Origin of the sequence: Allorhodopirellula heiligendammensis (assembly GCF_007860105.1) — a bacterium.
Classification (GTDB): Bacteria; Planctomycetota; Planctomycetia; order Pirellulales; family Pirellulaceae; genus Rhodopirellula; species Rhodopirellula heiligendammensis.
The window spans coordinates 1420989-1446811 of record NZ_SJPU01000001.1 but is presented as its reverse complement, the minus strand read 5'-3'; the positions used below and the strand labels follow the sequence as shown (position 1 = coordinate 1446811).

10 protein-coding genes and 1 pseudogene are annotated in these 25823 nt (G+C 55.4%); all 11 read right to left on the bottom strand.

Annotation, left to right across the window (positions count from 1 at the left end):
- Positions 1-9: 9 nt before the first annotated feature.
- The 11 genes and pseudogenes from Poly21_RS05485 to Poly21_RS05435 all read right to left on the bottom strand — a co-directional run bounded on the left by Poly21_RS05485 (position 10) and on the right by Poly21_RS05435 (position 25434).
- A complete protein-coding gene (locus Poly21_RS05485; RefSeq protein WP_146405916.1) occupies positions 10-1137 on the bottom strand; it encodes a polysaccharide biosynthesis C-terminal domain-containing protein in 1128 nt (375 codons plus the stop codon).
- A gap of 31 nt (positions 1138-1168) precedes the next feature.
- Positions 1169-2314 (bottom strand): glycosyltransferase, encoded by a 1146-nt coding sequence (locus Poly21_RS05480; protein ID WP_146405915.1) that lies wholly within the window; start codon positions 2312-2314, stop codon positions 1169-1171.
- Positions 2314-3540: a glycosyltransferase gene (locus tag Poly21_RS05475; protein ID WP_146405914.1), complete on the bottom strand. Its 1227-nt coding sequence runs from the start codon at positions 3538-3540 to the stop codon at positions 2314-2316. Before Poly21_RS05475 ends, Poly21_RS05480 begins: the two co-directional genes overlap by 1 nt.
- A 39-nt stretch (positions 3541-3579) precedes the next feature.
- Positions 3580-4953 (bottom strand): O-antigen ligase family protein, encoded by a 1374-nt coding sequence (locus Poly21_RS05470; RefSeq protein ID WP_146405913.1) that lies wholly within the window; start codon positions 4951-4953, stop codon positions 3580-3582.
- Positions 4954-5538: 585 nt separating this feature from the next.
- Positions 5539-5685: pseudogene (locus Poly21_RS28455) on the bottom strand (DapH/DapD/GlmU-related protein); the annotation flags it as partial.
- 321 nt (positions 5686-6006) lie between these two features.
- Positions 6007-7452, bottom strand: a complete 1446-nt coding sequence (locus tag Poly21_RS05460; RefSeq protein WP_146405911.1) for a lipopolysaccharide biosynthesis protein — start codon at positions 7450-7452, stop codon at positions 6007-6009.
- An 894-nt stretch (positions 7453-8346) separates the two neighbouring features.
- Positions 8347-10146 (bottom strand): nucleoside-diphosphate sugar epimerase/dehydratase, encoded by a 1800-nt coding sequence (locus tag Poly21_RS05455; RefSeq protein ID WP_146405910.1) that lies wholly within the window; start codon positions 10144-10146, stop codon positions 8347-8349.
- A gap of 600 nt (positions 10147-10746) precedes the next feature.
- Positions 10747-13215 (bottom strand): polysaccharide biosynthesis tyrosine autokinase, encoded by a 2469-nt coding sequence (locus Poly21_RS05450; RefSeq protein ID WP_302117670.1) that lies wholly within the window; start codon positions 13213-13215, stop codon positions 10747-10749.
- Positions 13216-13890: 675 nt separating this feature from the next.
- Positions 13891-15267, bottom strand: coding sequence for a hypothetical protein (locus Poly21_RS05445; protein WP_302117669.1), 1377 nt, complete (start codon positions 15265-15267; stop codon positions 13891-13893).
- A gap of 170 nt (positions 15268-15437) precedes the next feature.
- Complete coding sequence (locus tag Poly21_RS05440; RefSeq protein ID WP_146405908.1) at positions 15438-16214, bottom strand: SDR family oxidoreductase; 777 nt, start codon at positions 16212-16214, stop codon at positions 15438-15440.
- Between the two features lie 4 nt (positions 16215-16218).
- Positions 16219-25434, bottom strand: a complete 9216-nt coding sequence (locus tag Poly21_RS05435) for a type I polyketide synthase (RefSeq protein ID WP_146406889.1) — start codon at positions 25432-25434, stop codon at positions 16219-16221.
- Positions 25435-25823 lie beyond the last annotated feature (389 nt).

The following is a 25823-nucleotide window of genomic DNA, read 5'->3' as shown; positions in this document are numbered from 1 at the left end:
TACCAGATACTAGACATCAACGGGAACATAGTACGTATCAGGACGATCGAGATCGAGCATTTCACAAACCCAGAACAGGGTGACCATCTCAGTGTCGCCAGTATTGGTGATCGAGTGCGTATACCCGGGGGGGATTTCGACAATTCGATAGTCTTCACCGCGAACGGAAATCTCGATGACCTCCGTTTCGTCAACATGCCGAAATCGAATAAGACCTTGACCTGCGACCACCATGAACTTTTCCGTTTTGGTGTGGTGGTAGTGCATGCCGCGTGTAATACCAGGCTTCGTTCGGGAAATGAAGATCTGTCCGAACTGCGGTGACTTAATAAGCTCGGCCAAATTACCGCGGTCATCGGCGTGAATCTTTTGGGGCCCGTATTCCCAGCGATCTCTGGGCAGATACGACAAGTACGTCGCGTAAAGCTGTTTGTTGAACAGTACCGAATAATCTGGCAGGAGTTGGGTCTGCTGCATGTCGCGGAAAAACTGAATTCGAGACGCCAGATCGCCCAATGAAATCTGATACGAGGGGACTGGATCGGGATCCACCATACCGTCTATTCGCTCAGGTCTGGTCTCCATCTCTTCAATGAACGCTGCGACAACATCGTCCACGTAGGCGAGATCAAGCTGATGCTCAGGATTGCTGATCTCGATCGGCAGATCGTTGGCGAGGTTATGGCAGAACGTGGCCGTCACCGAGTTGTAGTTGGGCCGACACCACTTACCAAACAGGTTCTTCAGGCGAAAAATCGACACTGGCGCCCCGGTCTGCTCAGAGAAACGCTGTAGAATCTGCTCTCCGCGCCGCTTGCTATTGCCGTACGGATTATCGAGGGCCGCTTGAATCGACGAACTCACGATCACGTGCGGCTTCCTGCCACTGGCTTTGATTGCATCGACAAGCGTCTGAGTGAAACCCGCATTGCCGGTATCAAACTCTTCGACGTTTTCCGGTCGGTTGACTCCAGCAAGATGGAAAATGACGTCCGCAGTGGATACCCAATCGTGCAGCTCATCATTCGAATTTTCACTGCCAAACAACTGAAGGCTCACGTCCTCCCGCTGAGACAGATGGGCTACCAAATTTTTACCGAGGAACCCTCCGGCACCGGTTATCAGAATTCGCCTCACCAGACTTCTCCTCCACGTTTTAATATGGTTCTCATAGACAGACCGCTTCTTCCAACACGCCATGAACGGTAAGAGCCATTTCTGTCCAGCTCTTAGGATACCGTTTTATTTCCTTAAGTCCTGCCTGGGTCAGTCGATCTCGCAGTTCCGAGCTCAGCATAAGCTCCTGCATTTGGCTAGCCCATTGCTCCGGAGAATCACCATCAGCATAAACTGCAGCGTCGCGACACATCTCTCGCGCGTATGGTAGATCAATTGTGACTTGTGGCTTCTGCCACTTCATCGCCTCTAGGTGAGCCGAACTTTGGGATTCCAGACGACTCGGCATGACACATGCGTCACACGCATCGTACAGTGGCTTCACCTGGGCCTTGTCAACCCAGCCAAATGGCAAAATATGGCCATCATCTATAAGCTTTTCGGAACGATCCCCCCCAATTTCGATGACCGTCTCCCGATCGAGGGTAACGGCCAGTCGAGCAGGGACTCCTTTGCTTTGGAGAATACCCACAGCATCAAAAAGAACTTGATGGTTTTTGTGGGGTTTAGAATCTGAGACGTATAGGAATGTAATAGCATTGGGGATCAATCCATTGTCAATAAGCTTTCGCTGAGAATCCAACAATGGTTGAAAGCCAGCGTCGTCATCTGCTTCCACTGCTTTGGATACCACGGAAACCCTGCCTCGATATCCGATAACGTCGCGCAGGCAGTTCGCAATCGTCTCCGTTTGGACGATCACTGTGGAAGTGTGCTTGAGAGACTGGCGGAAAAACCCACGGATCATTTTGAGGTGAAGGCTCCCGCTGGGATGAGCCTCTAAATCGTCAAGCGACGTCACCTGATATGCATTATTCATCGTCATCACGTGAGGTATGCCCAAGTCGCAATACGGCCCCATATTGATGGACCAGATAACGTCGGGCTGAACAGATCGAACTATGCGGCGCAGCCCATAAGTGTTTAACTGAGCGCGCTTAACTTCCTTTCCTAACGGCATTGTCTGAAAAGCGGCTTGGACATTTGCACAATCTTTGAATCCGTCGATGGTACTCACCTGGCCGGACACGAGACAGAATTCATCGTCGGGATAGACTTCAACCATCGCCTGCAAGAGTCGCATTAGATTAAGATAACCACCTCCACGACCATAGAGGTAATAAAACAACACTCTCATCACCAATCTCCTCCCAAATGCTTGAGGCAGTTGACAACAAATGCGTTGAGACCGTCCACATGTGATCGATAGTCAAATAATTCTCTCGCTGTACAACGAGCACTTCTCCGCATCGAATCGCGCTGCTCACTGGACCAACCAAACCATTTATAGATTGCTCCGACGACGCTCATTGCCGTCGCATCATTTAGCAATACAGCATCTTTACCATCTTGGACATAGGCATCAATATCGCTTGTCCGGTTTGTAAATACTGGTAATCCGCTTGCTAGACTTTCCACGACTTTGGTTGGGAATCCAGCGTGCGCGTAGCGCATGTCCGGCCGAACAAGGATCGTAGCATCGCGTTTGGACAACTCGAAAGGAATCAAGCTCTGCGGAATCCGTCCAAAACATCGCACCGCCTCATCAAGATTACTAAATCTCTGGAGGTCACTTCCCACCGCACTGGCCAACTCCAACTCGCTTGGTCCTAAAAAGTCGACGGTCACATCCAATCCATGCTGCCTTGCGTCTGCGATACCACTCAAGATCGACGAAATACTGTCTTTCCTTCCGGGGCTCCCTGCATAAACAAGCCGCAAGCTATCCAATTGTTGTACTTTCTCCGTCGCATTGCCCCAATTCCATTTCGCCTCTTCCAAATCAACAAGAGGAGGCACTTGAACAACATTGCATTTCCGCTTTTTAAAGTAATTCCTTAGATAGCTACTAATCGCAATGACGTTGCCAATTTTCGGCATAACCCTTCGCTGCCTAAGCTCCTGCGACCAATAGGGAGGCCCGAGCACCCCGCCAGGCAGTTGAAATGCATTTTGCCATTCCGTGTTATCAGATGCCAGGGCAATTCTATTGCTCTGGCAGTAAGACTTAAGCTTCGTTAAGAAGGCCGCTGTACCGTGATACGAAATAATCATGTCTGGAGAGAACTCTCGATTCGTCGCAATCCACTCCAAAGTACGATTGCCCTGGCCAATGAAGTGATGGAAGCGGCCAATAGGGGACCGGTTAGCGCTAACAGTCTCCTGCATCGAGCGATACGGAAACCCTTGATACTGATAGGTGTTACTACCGATACAATCTTCTGCTCGCTCACTGGCTTCTCCACCCGCGAAGAACACCTCGTGCCCGGCGTCTCGAAGCGCCTTCCCGATCCCAAGAACACGTGCAGCACCCGCATCTCCATCTGGAAACCGAAACATTCCTGTATAGAGAATTTTTGCCATGGTGCTTCTCGTCTAATCAAGGCCAGCGTACCAAAAATATCATTCATCGTGGTGAGACGTTGAACTTGCGGTCCACGACATCTTTCTTTTCCCCACACGCAAAGGCGAGACGGCTACGCAATAGCCCCAGGTTAGCCAAAAAAGGTTTGGGCAACCGTAGTTGTTAAAAAATGTGGTTACAAACAATACCGCCAAAAACAAAACCGACAGACTCACGTCGCCAATGTGGCTCTTACAAGACAAACTGCTAGTGGACAGCCATAAAAAACGTCGCAGTTGCTCCCAAACACAATATAACATCACAAACAGCCCGAAAAAACCAGGAATGACTCCGCTTTGCTCGGCGAAATTTAAAAACAACTGGTGCGGTGGTTTGTAACCGCTGTCTGTATCAAAATTGTCGATCGGCGCCCCTAGAAATGAGTGCTTTAGCGCATTTGCGAGCCCGTGATCCGCGAGTTCTCTGCGATCATCAATGGCTTGCTGCCATTCTATGAAAGAAAAGTTATTGTAGAGCGCTTTTTGGCCCGCGGACGTAGACAGCGCGATCATTACCAGACCAAACACTCCTAAAGCCACTAGGCCGGTGCGGAGTGGGCTTGCACGAAACAAAGCAACGCCTTGCGGGATCGCGATCGCTAAAGAAGCGCCAACTAAACCGACTGGGCCAGAGCGAGACAACGTCGCAATAATGCCTGCCCCTCCCAAGCAAATCAGTGCTCCACCAATGGTGGGCGACAACAATCCCCTCGCAAAAAAAAGGCTGCATCCTAGCGCACAACCTATCGAAGCGTATAGTCCATATGCTGTCGCCGAATAGAACTGAGCCCGTTGACGTTCCTGTGAGTCGCGAGAGAAGTCACCCGAGATTTGCTCCGTTTCGCGATCGGCTACGCCTCGCGCCGCCATAAAAGAATCTGTGGAAAAACGCCCAAAAGCTCCGGGCGCGAAAACAATGCAAACCGCGAGAAACAGTTGCGTAAAAACAACACTAACGAACGTTCTCCTAGCTAGCTGATCGTGTGCATACGCCAAGCCTACGACGGCGCAAGGTAGACCATGAAGTGTTATTTCGATTATTGCTCTCGAAAGCTCTCCCCCTCGAGCGTACCAAGTCACTCCCATCAGCAACGCCACGCCGATGCAAACAAGCGCGTAGCGAAACAATCGGCGAGACTCTCTGGAAATTCGACACCGACGTAAAAGAAGATAGGTCGATGCACCTACTGCAGAAAACAGGATCAATCTTCCGAAATAGGTAAAATACGATAACCCGATGGATTCAAAAAACCCGGTCACACCATTCGCATCGCCGCCTGTAGCACACATCAAATAGATTGCTAATCCGACTGGCGGATAACGCAAAGCTAGAACACATGATCCAATCAGAAGGAACAAAGCGATAATCGTCATTCATAAACCTCGGTATATGCCCAGATGAATACGGTGATCCTGAGATCTCCCCGTACATTGGTATGGCATGTTCCATAAACGCCGTCTATAAGACCTACAGAATCACCTACATCTGTTCGCCCACGTTCGACCTTCACGGAGATAATTTTTGTTCACCCGCTGGAAACGTGCGCCGGAGGGCTTGGAGCCATGTCTTAAATTTCTATGTGGGATTGGATTGACCGCGTTGGGCTAACGCCTGCCGGGAAAAACGGAGCGAGACTCTGCACAGGTGCAGCTTGTCAAGGGATATCCCGATCGATGGTACGCCAATAGTATTGCCAGTCTCTGCCGAACATTCGTTCGGCAGGGCCGCTTCTTTGGAAGTATATTGGATGCAGGAGCTATGTCCTAAAACCTTCCACTGTACGCCCGCGCAACCTGCAGTCGGATGAGCCAAAATTTCTTGCGAGAATGCGTCTGGTCCGGTATCGCCTAGAGCTATAGGTGAAAGTACCGTTTCAGCGCCTGTTCCTTCTCTTTGCCCGATAAATGTCCAAGATGAAGTGATCGCTTTTTTGCGGATTCCAAGTATTCGTCGACCGTCTTAATCACACGGGCAGGGACCCCTACAGCGACCGAATTGTCCGGAATGTCCTTGGTGACGATTGATCCGGCTCCTATGATGACCCGACTACCGATATTCACTCCAGGGAGGACTGTCGTATTGACTCCAAAATAGACGTTGTCGCCTACTGTGATCGGTGCAGTCAATTCTAAGTCGGGCACCTCTGACCTTAGGATTAAAGTTCCCCCGTCGTGCGTGATGAACTGACAACCGGCAGTAATATACACGTTGCTTCCAATTGTGATCAGCCACGGTTCCGTACTGAACATCCCTGGCTTCATGCCATAAAAGACAACATTCTCACCAAGGGTTACGCCAAGTGATTTAGCGTAGTTGACTGGACTCAGCTTCGCGCGCGTTTGGCGACGCAGATAACCAACGACACCCACAAGTCGACGAATAATCATTAACCGTTCTCTCTAGATGTTAAGCGTGCTGCCGAGGCTTTATTTTGTGTAAAGTGGCATGCACCACCCCCTCTTTTGGCTACCGTCGCGATTCAAGCGATGCTTTGCATACCGCTGAATCCAGGGTAGAACCAAAATCCCATAACAGATTGACATCGCCCACGGGACGCCAACACTCCCGTACATCGACGCCATGACGAACTTCAATCCCAATGCGACGGGTGTAAACAACAGGAAAAGCTGGATTTGCACACCAACCTTACCGGCGGCGTTCAGTACCATAAAATAAGGCGCTGCCACCGCAAGAACAAAATTCTGCGCCGCCAATCCTGCGAGCAGCCATCGAGAGGCATTGAATGACGGACCCAGCCATGCGTGGAAGACCAAGGGGCCGACGGTAACTAGGCAGATGCCGCCCACAATTGCCAAGCCCGAGGTGATCTGCACGATGCGGGCTGTTGTACGCTTTACCCACGCATAGTCGCCTCTCGCAATCGCCTCCCCGTTGGCAGACCACATCGGCATGCAAATCATCCCCAATGCGACGGTTAAAAGTGTCGCGACGCGAGCGACCACCGAGAACTCCGCCACCGTGTCTAGACCGCATGTCTGCGCGACGATGACATTGTCGAAAGCAAGCCCAAAGGTGGTGAGGATCGAAAGCACAAAATAAGCTCCACCGAGACGCATTAAGTGGCTGGCTTCGTGCGGACTTGCCGCTGCTCGAGTAGGCCTCAGTTCCGGTTTGTCGATCAGGAAAAAGTGGCACCAATTCAAAAAAAAGAATACCGCCGGAACCGCTGCGACAGCGAACACAAGCGTCAAGACACCGAGCTCCCAATGGGCGATGACAACAACACAAATTGCACTGATCAGATACGCACAGCACTGCCAAAGATTGGTTCGATATCCCTCCTGCACGGCGAGCTGGCTTTTCTCGACCAATGCGAAGGGAAGTTGCAGGATGCGTGGAACAAATACAGCAGCAACCATCATCGCGCTGAACCTGATCGTCGCATCAGTCTCAGCGTTGAGCAGGCGCGCCCAAGGTATGAAAGAATACAGCAGGCAGAACAAGCACAAAATAGCGACAGCCACGCCGATTAACAGGAAAAACGCGGACGATGTCAGTTTCCGGCTTTCAATAAGATCCCCTTTCCCGAACGCTTGACTGAGCGTCGTCAACAGACCATTTCCCAATCCAAAATCGGCGAATACGAACAACTGAAAAAAGCCGATGACCGTCATCCAAAGCCCGAATACTTCCTTGCCCATGTACGGCAGCGCAAGGCTGATCGTGATCAGCGGTAGAGCCATCGCCATGACCTTCATCATCGCGGCGGTGGCCGCCGTCAAAGCCATTCGGCGCAATCGCTCTTTCGATCGCCCCTCTTCGGTCGAGGTATCGAACGAACTGAGACGGATTAGACCGCACAGGCCCTTCACCTTCAGCCAAGCCTCCGACGCAATAATAACGAACTTCATGTGGCTGGGCGCTATCACGAGCTTCGCCAACGGAGAGCCCCGATAAATTCGGAAATCGCATGGGACAGCGCACACTTCGTGCCCTTGGGTGACAGAGAACGAATTCTCAACACCTACCGGCGATTGATATATTAATACGGAAATGTCTGTCACTCGTTGACGATGAGATGCACAGCTACCATTCGTGTTGCAACGATAGGAAATCTCTTCGTTCTCGACGTCAAACGTCCCCACAAGATGCTGAAGCCCAATCCGGCGATCAGCCCCGAATGCCAAATGCTCCACTCTGGGGAAGCAATCGCACTCAGATAGATTTCCAAAATGGTTTCAATCTGGGAGACAAGTGGACATGGCCGGCCTGGCATGGCTTGAGGGTGACTCTTCGCTTTCCCCAAAATTGATCAGGGCCGTAGCGGTGGAATCGGGAATAGCCTCAAGGACGACCGTGCCGATGAGCAAAAGTCTACTGCCTATGTCGGTCATTGAGGAGCGACACTCGCGTGAAAGTCAGGCTTTTGTTTCGGAAGCGGCAGGCTGGGCGGGCTGAGCGGATTAGACAGGGCAATCCGAGCGAAGCGTGCGCCGGAGATTTTGGAAGTTCCTCTCAAGTATTTAATGATTCACTCCTGGAATTGGAGTGACAACGTTAGATAGGAACGGAACCCAGCTTTACAGAGGTGCAACTTGGCAAAGAATTCCTGGTCGATGGATTTGCCGGTCTCTGGCGAACATTAGTTCGTCAGGGGCACATTGTTACATGATTGTTGGAGACTGCAGCCATGCCTAGAAAAACCCTCCCCTATGCTCCGCGCACGCATCCATCGGATGCACCAGTCGTTGTACGAGAGCCACATAACAGTGCTCTAGGCCGTTGCCCGCGGTAGCTGATCGACTCTATCCAACCTGGGCGACGTGCCGATCACCGAATTCAACAGCGGGAGCGGTCGTTGGGCTAAGGGCTGAATCCTCGGTTTGATGAAACGATGGAATCAAACGGATGATGGCAGCACGCACCTGATCAGGATCGCCATCGGCGATTGCGATGAGTTTATCGAGCTTGCCCCTAACGTCCGACCCGCGAAATTCGCTGGCATACGCCGCGTGAACTTTGGCGTGGGTGGTCGGAACGGTCGCCTCGTCGTCAAAGTACAGCTCTTCGTAAAGTTTCTCACCCGGGCGGATGCCAGTGAATGTGAACTCAATACTTCCTTTGGGGAGTCCGCTGAGTGCAACTAGATCCTCGGCGAGCTGAACAATCTTGATTGGATCACCCATGTCGAGCACAAAGATCTCACCACCCTTGCACATCGACGCAGCCTGGATGACGAGCTGCGATGCTTCGGGAATCGACATGAAGTAACGGGTCATCTGCGGGTCAGTAATCGTGATGGGGCCGCCATTACGAATTTGTTCCTGAAAAATCGGAATCACGCTGCCGGCACTTCCCAGTACATTTCCAAACCGCACGACAGCGAACTTCGTTCGACTGGTTTGAGCAAACTCATACACAATCCGCTCAGCCAAATGCTTCGAACAGCCCATAATGCTGGTCGGATTGACGGCCTTGTCAGTACTGACCATGACAAAGTGATCAACGCCAAACTCATTGGCGAGCGACGCGATCGTCTTTGTACCCAAAATATTGTTCTTGACGGCCTCGCCGGGATTCAATTCCATCAACGGCACATGCTTGTGAGCAGCAGCGTGGAACACGATCTCCGGTTTGCGCGAGCGATAGAGGCGTCGCATCCGTGGCTGATCGGTGATATCTCCGATTTCGATGCGCAGTTCGACACCCAATTTCTGGGCCAACGGCTTGAGCTCGCCATGAATGGCGTGGATACGATTTTCACCACGACCGAGTAGAACCAACTCGCTAGGACGGAACTGGATCACTTGCCGGCAAATTTCGCTACCGATACTCCCTCCCGCTCCGGTGACGAGCACCCGCCTGTCTTGCAGCAAGGTCTCCACCACCTCAGTATCAAGCTTGACTGGGTCACGCCGTAACAGGTCTTCGATATTCAGTGGACGCAGCGGAATTTCCTTTGTTCCCGCCATCGCATCCTCAAATCGTGGCAGAACTCGAACATTCAATCCGGCTTCGTTGCACTGATTGGTTAGCCGCCGCAGTGACGTGCCATCGAGTGCTCCGGCGGGCACCAGGACATCTAACGCGCCGATTTTTTCAGCAACCTTGACGACCTCTCCCATGTGCCCCAGCACCGGCACCCCGCCCAAAATCGCCTTGCGACGAAAGACCGTTGAAATCGCTAATAACGCGTTAACGCGACAAGGCATCGATTGATTCGAATTAATTTGCGATGCCAATAGCCCTGCATGATGGTCGGTCCCAATCAACACTGTCGAGCGCTTCCGGCGACTCGATAAGGTATTTCCTAAAACCTCGTCGGTAAACCGCCAGGTACACCGGAGCCCCCCGACGACGAGTACAGTCAATAAAGCGTCCAGCAGGATCGTCAAACGCGGGATAGCGCCTTGAAATGACAACACAAAATAATCTAGAAAGGCCACCGCTAGCATGGAGATCAAGGTGACCTTTAACAGCGATCGCAGGTCAGCGAAGGTGACGTATCGCCACCAACCATGGAAATGTGACCCGAAATAGAACGCCGCTAATTTGACGACCACGACCGGTCCGAGCGTGCTCCAAAACAGCTGCGTATGATTCACCGACGGCTGAAAATTGAATCGAGCAAAAAACGCGAACGCATAAATCGCCGAGAACAGTCCGACGTGAAGAACGATCAAAATCGGCAACCTCACCGCAGGTCGCTGTACGAGAAGTGCGAAATCCGCGACCAATCTCCCGAATCGTGAATGCGAGAAAGCCTGGTTTGACACGGACTGGTCACTATCAGTGAATAAGAAGGTTGCCAAGGGTTCAAACTAGATTGAGTGGGGAGAAGACGAAACCTTGCAGGCTCGTCAGGAGCATCACGACAACTTGCGACAATACTCATCCATGCAACTGGCGTGATCTGGCCCCCATTCGAGCAGCACGAAAATCGTCAACCGATCACGAACGCAAAAAGGTGCTTTCCCTGGCACGCATCGAAGTTTAATTCGCGAAATCCAAGAATCAAGCTAAACGATTGTGAAAAGTTGAAGGAGTGAGTTTTGTAGACAAGTTTCTCGATGGGACAGTACGTGGCCTGAGCATTCAGTGAGTGGAGTTCTCGACACAGGCCAATCGACGCCAGCGCCTTTTGTTCAGGCAGAGAGCTATAGGGGCTCTCACGCATGGACGGAAAGCGAGGTCATCTGCCACGCTCATTTTGACTTGACTTTCCCATTGGTTTTGGCTTTACCACTGGTTTGCGAAGTTCCATTGGTTTGCGACGTTCCATTGGCATGGCCGTTAGTATGTGCCTTGCCGTTGACCTGAGCTGTAGCGACGCGATTGGACCGCTCCGCAGCCGCAGCGGCCGATTTCGACTTTGGACGCGTGTAGTCGCTGCGATAGTAGCCGTAGTAGCCACCATCTGCGTCGAACGCCTTGCTCGCTCCATAGGTGTTGAGCATGCAGCCAACAAAATTGCCGCCTGCTGTTTCAACACGGCGGAGCGTGTTGACGACTTCGTCACGACGGACCTTCGAGACGCGAATGACAAGAATGGCACCGTCGAGACGGGGCAGCACCACAACGGGATCTGAAACGGCTAATACGGGAGGTAGGTCAACCAACACGAAATCGAAGTGAGATCGTGCAGTGGCGAGTACCTCGTCGAGTTCTTCGGACTGCAGAAACTCTGCCGGCGACGTGCTCGACGAACCGGCGGGCATCACATAAACATTATCGGCCTTGGTCTCTTTGACTGCCTCTTCGAAACTGATGCGTCCATCCAGCAGATCACACAAGCCACGTTCTTTATTAAGGTTAAAGAAGCGGTGCGCACTGGGGCGGCGCAGGTCCGCATCAATGACGAGCACCTTCAAGCCAATCTGGGAGAACGAAAGGGCGAAGTTGGAGACGACGGTAGATTTGCCGTCGCCTTGCATCGGACTGGTGAAACCTATCGTCCGCAGAGCACCGCTGCGTATTTCCGGCAACAGCATCGTTCGGCCAAGCCGGAACGCTTCGGCATCAGGCGACTCGCCGGTCGCGATCAAACCCGCGACGCCCTTCTTCATCGAGTTGAGTTTGCCGACACGGCCCAGGCTAGTCAAACCGATGGCTTCATCCAGTTCAGCAGCCGAGCGGAACCGCCCGTCACGCAGATCATTGGCAACCGCCAAGAACAATCCTGAGAACATCCCCAACATCAGTCCACCAAGGCCGCAGAGCGACATTTTCGGCCACGATTTCTCACCGCGACGTGGCACCTCTAGAAACTCATATAGATATCCGCTGAGGCCACTGGCGGTATCGAGATCGCGAAGCTGCTGGACGATACTATCGAACAATGCCTCTTGGCGTGTAATCTTTTTCTGCAACACCATGTCGGTCAGTTCGAACTCGATCAGCTCCTTGGCTTTACGCTCAGCATCGGCAGAAAGGTAAGTTAGTTCCTTCCGCCGCTCCGTCAGTGTGGCGAGATCGTGATTGAGAAAACCCACATAGGCTTTCAGCAACCCTTCTGGGCTCAGCGAGCTTTCGTTGAACGAGAGCGAAGGAGTCGTCAACTCTCGCTTCTCTTGCAGGAACTGCTTGACGAGCGCGATTTGGTTTTCGATTTCCTGCACCTTGGGGTGTCCTGCACCAAAGAGTGCCGCCAACCGCTGTCGCTCACTGTTGAGCTCGAGCAGGTGGGTGATCTGAGTATGAGCTTCCTCCGCCTTCGCAGGCATGGAAGCCTTGAACTCAGCGGTGTTAGACGCGTTCATCTGCAATCCGGCAAACACGCCAAGGCGCTCGAGACTCTCGCTATCAATCAAGGCTAATTTGTCGAGATGATCCGCCGGGTCATCCGATCCATCCATTTCCTTCAGTGTGGCATCGACGCGTTGCAGCCGAGTCCGCACTGTTGATTCTTTGATATCGAGATCGAGCAATTCTTCTTGGATGCGGCGGTAACGGTCTTGGTAAACGTTGCTACTACCCTCACCTTGAAAAAACAGGGGGGCGTCCTGCCGCGACTTCAAGTGCTCCTGTTCGGCGGCGATCAGGTCCGCTTCGATATCCTGTTTGGCTTCATTAACCATCTCATTGGCACGGCCCATCAACTGTTCGACCTGTGCAATGATAAATTGTTCATAGCGTTTCATCACCGCCGTCAAGATCAGCTGGGCATCATCGGCGTCGGTGTGTGTCAGCGTCACCCGGAGACTACGGGCGGCTTTGGCAGATCCTTCTCCGCCCTTGGAGATAGAAAGATGCTCGACCACATAATCGGTGGCATCAAAGCCCGTTCGCTCAGGGTTAAGACGCTCGACAATGGAAGGCAGTGTGGCCAAATCATTCTGCTGGAGCGCCTCGCCAATGATCATCCGACTCTTGATCAGTTGAATGTGATTGGCGAGGATGTCTTCCTCGACCATCTCTTGGCCGGTGCCGTCTTTATCCAAGCCCGCACTCTTCTGATTGATCAATACAGTCGCACTGGATTGATACCACACCGTGGCGTACTTTGCGTACGCCACACCCGCGGTGAGCCCGCAAATGCATAAAAAGATAATGATCCAGCGCTGGCGATGAAGAAGCTGCAGTACATCCAACGAATCTGCTTGATCATCGTCTGGCTTCGGTCGCGTCAGGGACTGAATGCGATTTTTAGGTTCGTTGGGTTCCGCCATAATCATTCAGTTCATCCCCACGTGGAAAAGCGACCACGCCTAGTTCGTTTAGATAAGATGTAGTGGACTGGGGCCTTTTGCGGCGCCGATGAGATGCTCAATAATCCTCCGCATTCCGAGGATCGTCAAGGTAAAAAATGTTGCCTAACTCGATTTGCTAGCAGCGTCCCGGGCAACCGTCGCAACCAGCACAGGCAGGCAAGTTTGTCGCATGGCATTGGCAATCGTCGAGCTGAAATCCTTGCATCAGAGCCTACGGGGACGGTAAATCCCACGGGATCCACGCACGGCGGGGATACAGCCCCCTGCTCCAACAGGATTAGGCAAAACCTGGTCACCGGCGATGTCTGCCGACACTGTCTTGAATTCGCTATCGGCTCGAAGCGTCTGGCAACAGTTGAAAATGACGTCAGTTTTCGCCGATTTTAACACGAAAATGCAGTGGAAAATGGGAAGATTGTCGTCGAAGCCCCACCTATTTGCGAGGGTTCTCCAATATGCCCATCTCAACACCCAGCCTCAGATATCGTGGAGATCCCAGTTTCACCCTGGTTGGCATCCCTAAGAAACGAACCCTCCTAGCACCGCTGGAGGTGCGGTGATGAATCCCTCGCCAGTAACAGAGGCTGCGCGAGCCCCGCAACAGCGGAGGAGTTCTGCGTGGTGTCACCGCCGCCGAGGTCACACGGTAGACTCCCGGATTGCGTCCAATGCGATCTTCGCCCACAGATTAAGTAAATGACGGTTCTGGTCGCCATCAAAGAGGCCCGGGCTGACCCGATGCGAGACCGCAACTTGACCCTCGAATTCCCAGATTGTGGTGGACACTTGCCCCCCGTTTTGGATAGGTGCCTCAAAAAAGACGTCGATCAGCTGGGCGTCAGAGATCCAGATGCCCTCATCCTGGCGATGAACGCCAAATCGTTTCCCCAGCCTTAAGCCCGCGACGCTGGTCAGGGACGCCGTCGGCGTGAAGGTGCCCAAACGCTCAAACAGGCCAACGCATCCAGCAACTCGCTCCGCAAACGCGATCCCCCCCGCTAGCTCATTACCCGTACCACACCGGCGAACACTCTGCATTTGCTCGCTCACTGAATCCAGCGTGTGTTGAACCTCAAGTAGTTGGCCATGTGTGCGACGCACAAAGGCGATGCCGACGTGATTGTCCGTGTCATGCCGCTGAGCCCACGTCCGCGTTTCAACGGGATTCATGATCATCACGTGATTCCGGGGGGACTCGGTCGCGTTGGTGACGTTCGCAAAAGTATGGAGCGTGACGGCGACCGCCCAATCATTGAGTGTGATTTTTTTTTGCCGAAGTTGTTGACGAACGAGATCACTCTGCGAACGTGAGAACATGAGCCGGGATGAGCCTTGGAACGTAGCGATGGTGGTACCAGGGACGTCACAGCAAACGGTGTCACCAACAATATCCTGTTGGGATAACCGCACATTTTTGCCACGAATCGTCGCCCACAGGTTGTTCATGTCAGGCAACTGTGGCGACGTCACCGCCGTAGTTTGCTTCACGGACAAAGGCGTTCGGTCGGCCCGCTGCGACGGGCTCGGGTTGACAGCCGGATGCGATAGCCCGGTCCCTCTGACCTGGGTGTACGCTTTCGCAAATTGGCCGATCATCCGGATCGCGCCCACGCCATCACAGCAAGCGTGATGAAAAAGTAAGCGAATCGACCAGCGGTGTTGATCCGATGTCTGAATCACGCATTTCATGCCCACGCCTCTTCGCGGTCGCACCGATTCAGCGTCGTCAGTAGCGGCGGAGGTATCGGCGGCCACATCGCGGTACACGAACGACGCGTGGTCCGCTTGTGTTTGTAACTTCCACTGTTGGCGTCGACCGCGTCCAACGAGCTTTGCATACATGCGAGGATGCCGATGTACGGTGTCAAACCAAGCCCGCCGCAGCGGCTCAATCTCCATTGCTCCCTCAAGCACCAGCGTGATGCTAAAAACCATCCCGTTACCGTGACTGGGACGTGAAAAATAGCGTTCCATCACGGTGGTGGGGAGCAAGTCGCGGGGGGGAGCGGGGGCCATGGAAGGCAATCGTGTGGTCTGACGTTTGAAAATTGGGTTGAGTTGCGATCGACCTATTGGTTTTCGCATCCACTCCGGGAGGTACTCCGGACGATCCCCTGGGTCTTACGAACTCGGTCAGCACAGGAGCGTCTGACAGCATGCCGCAAGCCCAGCGAACCTCCTCCTATTCATACACGAATACTGACACCGCCATCGACGACAATCGTTTGTGCTTGAATCAAGTCACTGTCCGGGCTGCATAAAAACGCAACGACCTTAGCGACGTCATGCTGGGTCAGGGTTCGCTCGCCAAGCATCATCCGCTCACTGGCGGCTTTTACCAAATTATCGGCGTCCGGCATGCTTGCGATGGCATCGGTAGCGATGATTCCAGGGAGGACACAATTGAAGTTGATTCCGCGGTCACCCAGTTCCAGGGCGAGGTGGCGAATCAAACTTTCCAGTGCAGCCTTGGACGCTCCGATAGCGCCATAATGCGGAACGGACCAGCGTGACCCATGACTGCTCACTGCGACAACTTTCCCATTATCCGAGCCGCTCCCAAGCAACGTGGAGGCCGCCTGGGTCAACCAGATGACGGGTGAGGCATTGGTTCGCAGAACAGCCTCAAAATTGACCGGCGTCAAATCGGACAGGGCTCGGAACCCACCCGCGGCGGCGTTGCTAACAATGATGTCGAGTCCACCGAATCGCGACTGAACTTCGTCTACCATCGACTGAATATCTCCACGCTGAGAGACATCAGCCTTCACCAACATCACATCGGCGTCGGGCCTGAGTGTGTTAGCGATCTGGCGTGCGACATCGACTGCCTGTTCTTGCGAGTTGAGAAAGTTCACTGCGACACTGGCGCCGCGGGCCGCCAACTCCAGCGCGATCTCGCGTCCAATCCCGCGGCTCGCTCCGGTAACGAGAGCCCGTTTACCCATCAAATCTTGATTCATAGTGCTATCCTATCCACCCGATTTTGTAACCGATGAGTTCCAGTATCCTGTCGCCGTTGAATCCATCGAGACTCGCTCGCAAGATGGCCCCTGTCTCGTCTTCATGCTCGCAGGTCACAACCGCTCGCAGCGGTTCGCCGGGCACTGGCAAACGGCCGATTTCAATTCTCTCAAACGAGACCGGTAGACTTGGTCTACCACTCACACGGTAGGCCAACATCCCCGCGGCGTAGAGCAATGCGTCCGTGGATGCGGGTGAGATCGTCCAACCTTGCATCGGCCGATGCTCACCCGCCAGGTGTGCGGGGCTGGGAGCAACAATCACTCCCACAGCGGTCTGCGAGTCCGACGTGAACCCTATTTGGCGGAGGCATTGGAGCGCGGGACCGTGATAGACCGGGGCATCACTCGGTTGGTAATCGACAGGTTCCAACGTCACAGCCAGATCATCTTGAGCCGGAGCGGTGCGGCGCAAGCTGTCCGATGAGGGTTCTTCCGACGGGCGGCGCTGTCGCGTGAGAATGGTGGCACTGAAATGAGGCCGCGCGGCTTCGACGAGACGACCGTCGCGACGTCGCAGGTCGCTGACCAAGGACCAACGCGGCTGCGACGCGGATCGCCCCACCGGTGCATCTTGGTGGTGGATCGACGATACGAGCTCCACTCTGAAAGGTTCCCTCGTGAGACATTTCAGGGGACGATGGGCCTGGATGTCATGCATTGCAATCACATCCTCGCCCGTTCCTGCGCGAGCTGCCTCGGCGAGCAGTTCAATCGCTATCACGAACGGCAGTGTCGGTCGACCTTGTACCAAATGTTCACTTAGAAATCGGTCATGGACGGGATCGAACAGAACCGCGTACGAAGATTGCCGCGATCGATCGTCCGCCGCCTGGTTCGATTCCGGGTCGAGCATGGGTAAGGGCAGAGGCATCCCAGCTGGTTCCGACGCCATCACCGTTTGATTCGCATCCACAGGTTGGAAGCCGATGACACTTTCGCCCCGCGGGAAAAACTTCCGTACATACCGCCGGTCAGTGATGAGGACTTCAGTCGCGTCGCCGCCCCACTCGATTTCGTTGATGAAATGCTGTAGGCCTTCCTGGGCAGGCATGAAGTCCATGCCGATCATGTCGAGAGCCAGTTTCGCTTCGGGCTTCGTCGCCATGCCGATATCGCCCCAGGCATGCCAGTGGAATGTCACGCAGCGAGTTTTAGGGCGTTGCTGCTGGAGGTTGCCAATCAGCTTGGCGAGCATATCGTTGGCAGCGGAGTAATCCGTGTGCCCGTTGGCACCAAAACGACCGCTGATGCTGCCGAAGCCCACGAACCACTCAAGCGGATCATGCTGGGTGGCATTCGCCAAGGCGACGCAACCATCGATCTTCGCGCGGAAACATTTTTCGACCTTGTCAGGACGTTTGCGGTCAAAGCGAGCGTCCTGTCCAGCCCCGGCACCTTGGATGACACCTCGAATCGGACCGTCGGCGCGGCGAATTTTCTTCAGGAGCTTATTGACCGCCTCGACATCGCCAACGTCCACGCTGTGATAGACAGCGTCAATCGATCGTTCCAGGCAAGCTTGTAAGGTTTGATCAATCTCGATTGCTTTTTCCAATTGCTGCCACGTCGTTACAGGGTTGCCCCCCTGTGCTTGGGTCTGGTTCATGACTTGACGCCGCAATGCCGGCCGATCAGCAGCGGCCCGACGCCGTGTTTCGTCATCGATCTGCGGTACCGGCGCGGTACCCAACAAATGCAATTTTAACTGATGGCGGGAGGCTAACTCCATCGCAGTCATCGCTGTGATGCCGCGACCGCCACCGGCAACGATCCAGTTGCCACCAGAGGTCAAGGAGTGAGCGGGAGACAATGAGGCAGCGCGAGAGGGAGTTGAGAGCGGGCTGTAGCGGGCGGCGGTGGCAAACCGACGCTCAGCGGAGACGGCGACTTCCTCGTCGTACGAGGGAACGGCCAGTTCACGCCAAATGCCTTCAGCGACATCGGCGGGGCTGGCGTCGGGCAAGGCATCGACGATCAGCATCGGCGTGTCCTGATACCCACGCATCCAAGCCTCGATCAACATTGCTTTCGTTAAACCAGACAATCCGCCCGACTCGGAGGACATAAGTTCGCCGCCACCGAAATGGAAATCCCCTCCGGAGTTCACAAGAGATGTGAGCGTGGCCTTCGACATGCAGTTAGCGTCAATGAGACCTTGCATCCAGCGTTGGCACAGCCGAAACGGATTACTCAGGGCCGATTCGCGTCGAGATCGCCAGGCCGCCGCGTCCGTCGTTTGCCATACTGCGTCGCGGTCGTGCGGAGTCGTGATGAAGAGGTGGGGCGAGATGCCATTGGCCCACAGTTCGTCCAGCCGCGAATTCAATTCGTCAATGGTGAGTGAGGAGTCAATTAACTCAATGGGAAATTGAGCAGCCTGTGAATCTGCACGCCAGCGCGCCACGATTGCGTCGGACATCGCGTTGTCGCCATACACCAAGGCTGGACCATGCCACGTTGGCGCCGCGGGCATATTCGCCAGCCGTGGGGTTGATTGCATCCCCAGTACGAACCGATGTGTGCCCGTTGCAGGAACGGGTGGCGTGGGGTCCGATTGATTCGCCGAAGGCGCGCCCCCCCCGGTGCTCACACCCGCGTGCTGAGTTTCAACTTCGTTTTTTTTTTCTCGGGCCAACGTAGCGGCGGAGTCCCCCATCACGTTCCCACCAGGCGATGCAATCTGCTCCCACACGAATGCACGGATGGATTCGAGGGTCGCAAAATCAGCCAACGTTAAACCGGAATCCTGTAGCGACGTGAGTTGGTATTGCTGTGCCAGCTCGCCGAGTAACTGCGCCTTCTTGATGCTGTCGATACCCAGTTCGCCTTCCATGTCAGCGTCCAGATCGATGATCGATTCGTCGTAGCCGGTTTGATCGACCACCAAATCGATCATCAAGCGTCGGAGCGACTCATCGTTACCGCCCAAGTCTTCACTGACATCCCAGGCCGCGTCGGTGTGCGTCGGAGCGAGTGCTGGGACCGCTCCTGGGATCTCACCAGCGGTGCGTGGTGCGTCCGCGGTCGATGCCGTCGACTGTCGTTGCGTGGTCACCATGGCAGGCGATGTCGGCTCACAAAGCGAAGCGGTGGCGGAAGCATCGTCCAGAATCCCGAGGATGTCATTGAGCGTTTCGAACTGAGCCAGCTGCATCGACTGAACATCAATTGGGGTATCAGACCACTGCACGATCTCACCGATCAACTGTGCCTTTTTAATGCTGTCGACTCCGAGTTCAGCTTCTAAGTCGGCGGAGAAGTCAATGATCTCCGGATCGTACCCCGTCAGATCGACAGCGAGGTCAAACAGGAATGCTCGAGCCGCTCGTTGGCCGACCGCAGCATTGACGACCAAGGGCGTTTCGACCGAGGACGGCGACGTAGGAGCGCCGTGCCGGGACGCCCCACCAGCTGCTTGAGACGTCGGCAGGTTGCCTCGGTCCCTCGTGGCAAGCGTTATCGGCTCAGGCGAAAGCGGTGCACTGGATCCAACTGAATTGGGCTCATTGGAACTGGCCCGCATGGAAGTCGACGGTTTCGGTGGTGCCTGTCGGCGGCGATTGCGGGTCACGTCCACGACTTCGAAACGCTGTTCTGCAGCCGCCGTCATTTGCTCATCAGTCACACTCGGCGAACCATGGCGATGAGGATCACCATGACGCCGCCCCTCAATCGGTTTTTCAGTCGCGGGATGGTGTTGCGCACCGAGGGAGCCGGTTCCCTGAAACGCCTCGCAGGCCATCTCGATGAGTAATTGTTGGAGGGTATGTTCTCGACGACGTTCGTCGGCACTCAAACAGATCGCCCGACCATCGACCGACGCACGAGCCAGTCGCGTCAACACATTGTCGGGGCCAACCTCAATCAAAAGACCGCAACCCTCGGCCACGATCCGCTGCAGGGCACCGTTGAAACAGACCGGCTGAGTAAGTTGGTTGATTAGGTTGTCCATGATTTCGGTTGGTTCGGCGAGGTACCGATTCGAAACCGCAGAGAGAAAGCCCAACCGTGGAGGTAGCAGATGCTGTCCCCCAAAGCGGGCTCGCAGTAACTCCTGCGCCGGCTTCATTGCGGGCGTATGGAACGCGGCAGGAACATTGATCACAACCGACGCCATCCCGGCGTCAGCGAGCTGTGATTTGGCAGCAGCAATGTCGTTCTTCATGCCGGCGATCACGGTGCCCACGGGAGAATTGTGATGCGAGATCACGACATCGAGTTGATGGCGATCAATCACCGCTTGCACGGCAGAGGGCTCCCCCCGCACCGACAGCAGTTGCCCACCAACTTGGCGGGTCATGATCACGGCATCGCTACGGCACTTGGCGAACTCGATCGCCTGGTCCATGTTCATCACGCCGGCAGCCCACGCTGCCGTGCACTCACCGAAACTGTGACCGAGCACGACATCCGGGCGATGGCCGCGCTGAAACAGTGCATCCGTCATCGCAGCACCGACGGCCAACACCCACAACTGCGTCCACCACACATCGCGTCCGAGTTGGCGTTTCGGGTCGGTCAAGCGATCGCCCACCGACTCAATCCCCCGGCGTTGCAGGCGTGCATCGACGTCTTGCATGAACGACCAAGCCGAGGCCGCCGTCGGTGCACCGGAGTCGTCGGATGAAAATAAACGCGGGATGGCAGGGTACTGTGAGCCTTGTCCAGGAAATAGCCAACCGACGCGGTTTCCCGATGATTCTTGGCAGCGAATCCAAGCCACATGTTTGGACAGTGCAGTCGTCTGGCGCTCGGCAAGTGGTCCATCGAGGATCGCTCTCGCGGCGGCAGCCACTTCCTGAACGCTGTGGCCCACGATCGCCACCTCGGTGACTTTAGCCGCGGCAGCCGAGGGCGCAGTCGTGTGTTGAGCCTGGAAGGAATCGACGCCCGACTCGAATTGGGTTGAGCGAGGAAGACGCGACTCCGGGTGCTCTACCAGCAACCTCAGATCGCGTTGGAGGCGGGCGGGGTCGCTCGCTCGCAGACGGATTTGCAAGACTTCCACAGGAGAGGTGATCGCGACGCGCGGCGCCACTGGCCTCGTGCTCACGATGCGCGAGGCCCGCTCTGGCCCACTCGCGATCGGCCCGTTCGCGATTGGCCCCGACACGCTTGGCCCGTTCGCGGCGAGTTGCTCGTGGGAACGTGTCGTCGTTGCGGCAGACGCTCGAATCATGGGAGTGGATGTGGGCTGTTTGGCTATTTGATATTGAATTTGGTATCCGTCCTGTGCCGTCTCGCAAATTCGTTGAACCGCAGGAGCGGATGCAGCATGCTCAAATGCAACCGTGGCGGCGAGCGTGCGGACGATTCCCTGTCCCCCGCCGAGATGCCCCAGCGTTGACGACAATCGAGTGGCGGACGTCTCCGGATGAGTCTCCGATAGACTTGCATCGTCGGCGCGAGCCCGGGCGACGTCGTCGGTCCAACTCTCCGCAGCGTGCTCAATCACGCCAAAAATGGGTTTGTCCTGAGCGACTGCGTCGGAAAGTCGCTGCAACATCATGATTGCAACCCCTTCGCCTGGGAAGATCCGAGATCCGTCCTGAGGTACGTCTTCGGCTCGACCGGAGGGAACCAATTGGTTTTTTCGATACAGTTGTTCGAAAGCAACCAAATCCATCGAGCGATGCGTCATGCCGCACAACACAGCGTCGACCTGGCCCCCCCGGAGTTGTTCCATCGCGGTCATGATGGCCAGGCCCCCGGAGGCCTCGTCAGCATCGACTGCGCAGGCGCCGCCCATCAGGTCAAATGTCCGTGAAATCCGTGACGCCAACGTGCTGGCGGTGAAACCTCCCGTCTCATCGAGCAGAGCGGGATAGCGCTGCATCACCGCGGTGTGGAACTGCTCAACCACGGCCTCGGATTGCGATCTCGATAAACCTTCGTCGCGGGCGATCCGCAGGAAATGCTGGCGGATCTCAGGCAACCGCAAACCTATCTGCAGTGAGTTGCTGAATTCACCGCCAAACATGGTCCCGACGACGACTCCGACGCGGGCCCGGTCGATCGACCAGGTTCCGCCATCAAATTCGTCAATTGCTTGAGCCGCCGCGTCAATCAACATTAATTGGGCTGGATTCGCGTATTGAACCGTTTTCGGCGGAATCCGGTAGCTTTGGGCATCAAACTGAAAATCGCGAATGTAGCCACCACGGCAATGCGGAATACGCCCATCACAGTCCACGCCACCGGAGGCAGCTTGTTCGACACCGATCCAACCTCGATCGCGAGACCGCTGAGGCCACCTCCCCGCCGGCGGATCAGAAATGCAACTCGTCGTCGACCGTAGCAATTCGGCGAACTCAGCAACGTTCTGTGCCCCTGGTAAAACAAGCCCCCGGCCGACAATTGCAATCGGTTCAAGCTTCCGTGTTGCGGTTTCGTGGGGACGGGACAGTTGGCGAGGTCGATCCGATTGGCGGATCACAACGTGAGCATTTAGCCCCCCAATCCCGAATGCATTGATCCCCGCGAGCCGGTCATCGGGTGCATGCCGACGGGATGTATGTCGCTGTGGCCAAGGCTCAATTGTTTTGACGACGCGCAGGGGTGAACCCGTCCAGTCATAGGTCTCGTTGGGTTGATCGAAATGAATCGAGGGAGGCAGCTCACTGCGTTGCATCGCGATCATGCATTTGACCATCCCCACCAAACCAGCCGCTTCAAGTAGATGCCCGAGATTACTTTTGACACTGCCAATAGGAAGCTGCTGTGTCTTCGCGGAACTCACCACGCGGTTCGCTTGCGTGGGCTGTCCATCGACTGGGTTGGCAACTTCTGCCGCCTCATGGTTGCGCAAGACGGCCGTCAGGGTTTCCAGTTCCGTGGCGTCGCCCACCTGGGTACTGGTCGCGTGGCACTCCAAGTAATCCACGTCCAAACAGACATCCGCATCATTGGAAACGCGGCGGATAGCGAGCTGTTGGCCTTCGCTCCGTGGCGCCCATAAGCCCTTCCCCTTCCCGTCCGAAGCAACGCCGACGCCGACCACGCTGGCACGGATGGGGAGCCCGAGTCGCTCGGCCACGCTGCGCCGCACCAAGATGACCGCCACATACCCTTCACTACTAATCAAACCACTGGCGCGACGATCAAACGGATAACACCCCTCATCGCTGCAGGCACCTGACTGCGAAAACAAAGCGAGATTGTCGACATTATTGAATGTCGCACCGCCCACCAAGGCAACATCTAAATGATCAGCCGTGATGGCCGAGACCGCATGGTGCAACGCCAAGAGCGACGACGAGCAGGCGGCATCAATGACTTCACGGCGACCTCGAAATCCGATCAGACCGGCCGTCAGAGACGCTGCGCTGTAGGCATTGAAATGAGGCGCGCCGTCGTCCTGCCAACTTGGTCGGCCCTCACGAATCGCGGTCGTCAGCTTCGCCTTGATCCGATCGACATTCGCGGGGTCGACTGCATCGGGCAAACCGGTCTGCTCGATCAATTCTGATGTTGCCGACGCCAGCGTGTTCATTGCGAGCGGCCCTCCCGCCTGCGTTCCGCCACTGTGTCCGACCAGCACGCCGGCCCGCAACGGGTTCAAGCCGTCCACCGTTTCGATTCGTTCAACGCCAAAAGTCGACTCGACCGCCGCCATTGCGACCTGGGCAAATTGTCGATGAGTGAGATCGAACTCGCCGAGGGCGTTGATTTTTCGCTCTCGCTCGACGCTCAGTGGAGTCGGTGAGACACAGCCACCGAGCTGCGTGTAGGTTTTGCCGGGCACATTTCGCTCTGTATCGAAATACAGTGAGCGGTCCAGCCGATCGTCCGGCATCGGCTCGATCCCAGAGCGACCTGCCCATAGCATCTCTGCGAAATCGTCGACATTATCCACACCACCGGGCAAGCGAACTTCGTAGCCGCAAATCACAATCTCATCAGGATCGTTCGCCCCAGCAGGCAGCTCCGATTGCGTCGGCGCCGACTGCCGGGCCACTCCGTGCGGGCCCGTGGGAGCTTGAGACGATTGGGCGGAGCCACTTTCAGCGGCGTTTTTCTTGATCGGGCGAGGCGTGAACGCCGACCAATGCCGAACCATTTCCAACAGCTCCTCGCTACCAATGTGCGGGGTCGACGGCAGGTCGGTTTCCGCAATTACACGATCAATTTGTTCGCGATCGAATTGCGGGTCATCTCGGAAGTAAGGCAAAAACGTGTTCACGAATGGCGCGGCCATCCGGTCAAGTTCCGTCCGATCGTCCACACTCAAATTGGCTGAGCGAGTCGAGCGGGTGCGTTCCAATCGCGTGGGGCGATCGAGCCAAATCTGAGTCGCGGCGTGAAATGCGGCGTCCAAATCCTGAACGGTCGTGCCGGCTGAGGAGGTCAGATGATAGGTTTGATTGTGGTACCGCGGATCAGCAATAATCGTCAACACGGCGTTGGCGATCCAATCCACGTCCACAATGTTTTTTTGCTCCTCACCGTCAAAACCGAGATTGCGAAACCACTCTCCGTGAGCGGGCAGTCCAAACCGCGAGGCCAGCATTTGATACATCGAGAAGGCACCGTAAATGGTGCGGTCCCCGGAGATCGGCGATAGACCGGTGCGGTCGATCACAATCGATGGTCGATAAATCGTCAGTGATTCGAGCGTCCCAGCCCGCAATGCCGCGTCCAGCAATCCTTCGGCCAGCAGCTTGCTGCGCTCGTAGTCGTTGGCGAAATCCTGCCCGACATCACCCTCCGATTCCAAAACCGCGCCACTCCGCTTACCACAAACGTAGGCTGTCGAAATATGGTGAAAATGCGAAATACCCGATGCACGACAGAAATCTAAGACATACTCGGTGCCGTGCACGTTCGTTCGATAGGGTTCATTATCGACCGATTCGCTCGCTGGGGCGAAACTTAGACTTGCCGCGCTGTGCAGAATCTGACTGCAGTTGTCCGCAATCCACTGCGCGTTGACCGACAGCAATCCCAGGCCGGGCTGATTCAAATCGCCTTGGAAGACTCGCGGACGAGGCAGTGTGACGCTCCAGGCCGCCTCGAAACGGCAGAGAATCTGCTCGATCCGCTCCGTTGCACTGTGCGCGCCCTTGCCGCGAGCGATGACAGCAAGTGGCCGACCATCGCGCAGCCACTGAGCCATGACGTACGAACCCACCATCCCGGTGGCTCCAGTCAATAGCATCGTTTCAGGGCCGGAATATCGATTATCGGTGGTCAATTCCTCACTCACGCAGTGAACTCCCAGTGCGAACGATGGGTGTCAGCCCGATCAAGGTTGCCCAGCAACATGAAAATGACCCTTGCGGGAGATAGGAAGGCGAGGAGAGATGAGACAGTCCATCATAATCACCGACCTGGCAGACCAAGGCAAATCGTATCGCGGATGACGCCTTGGCAATAAGCGTCGGCCGGTTACTCCGCTCGCACGGGTTGTCAGGGCCTCTCATACGTCAGACAGGCGCCAGCATGCCATTGTTGCTCAGCAGGCCAGAGGCCGGTATCCATTGAGGTGACAGGCTGAACTCCTATCCTACGTGACACAATCGACATGACAGACCGTCGGCTGATCAG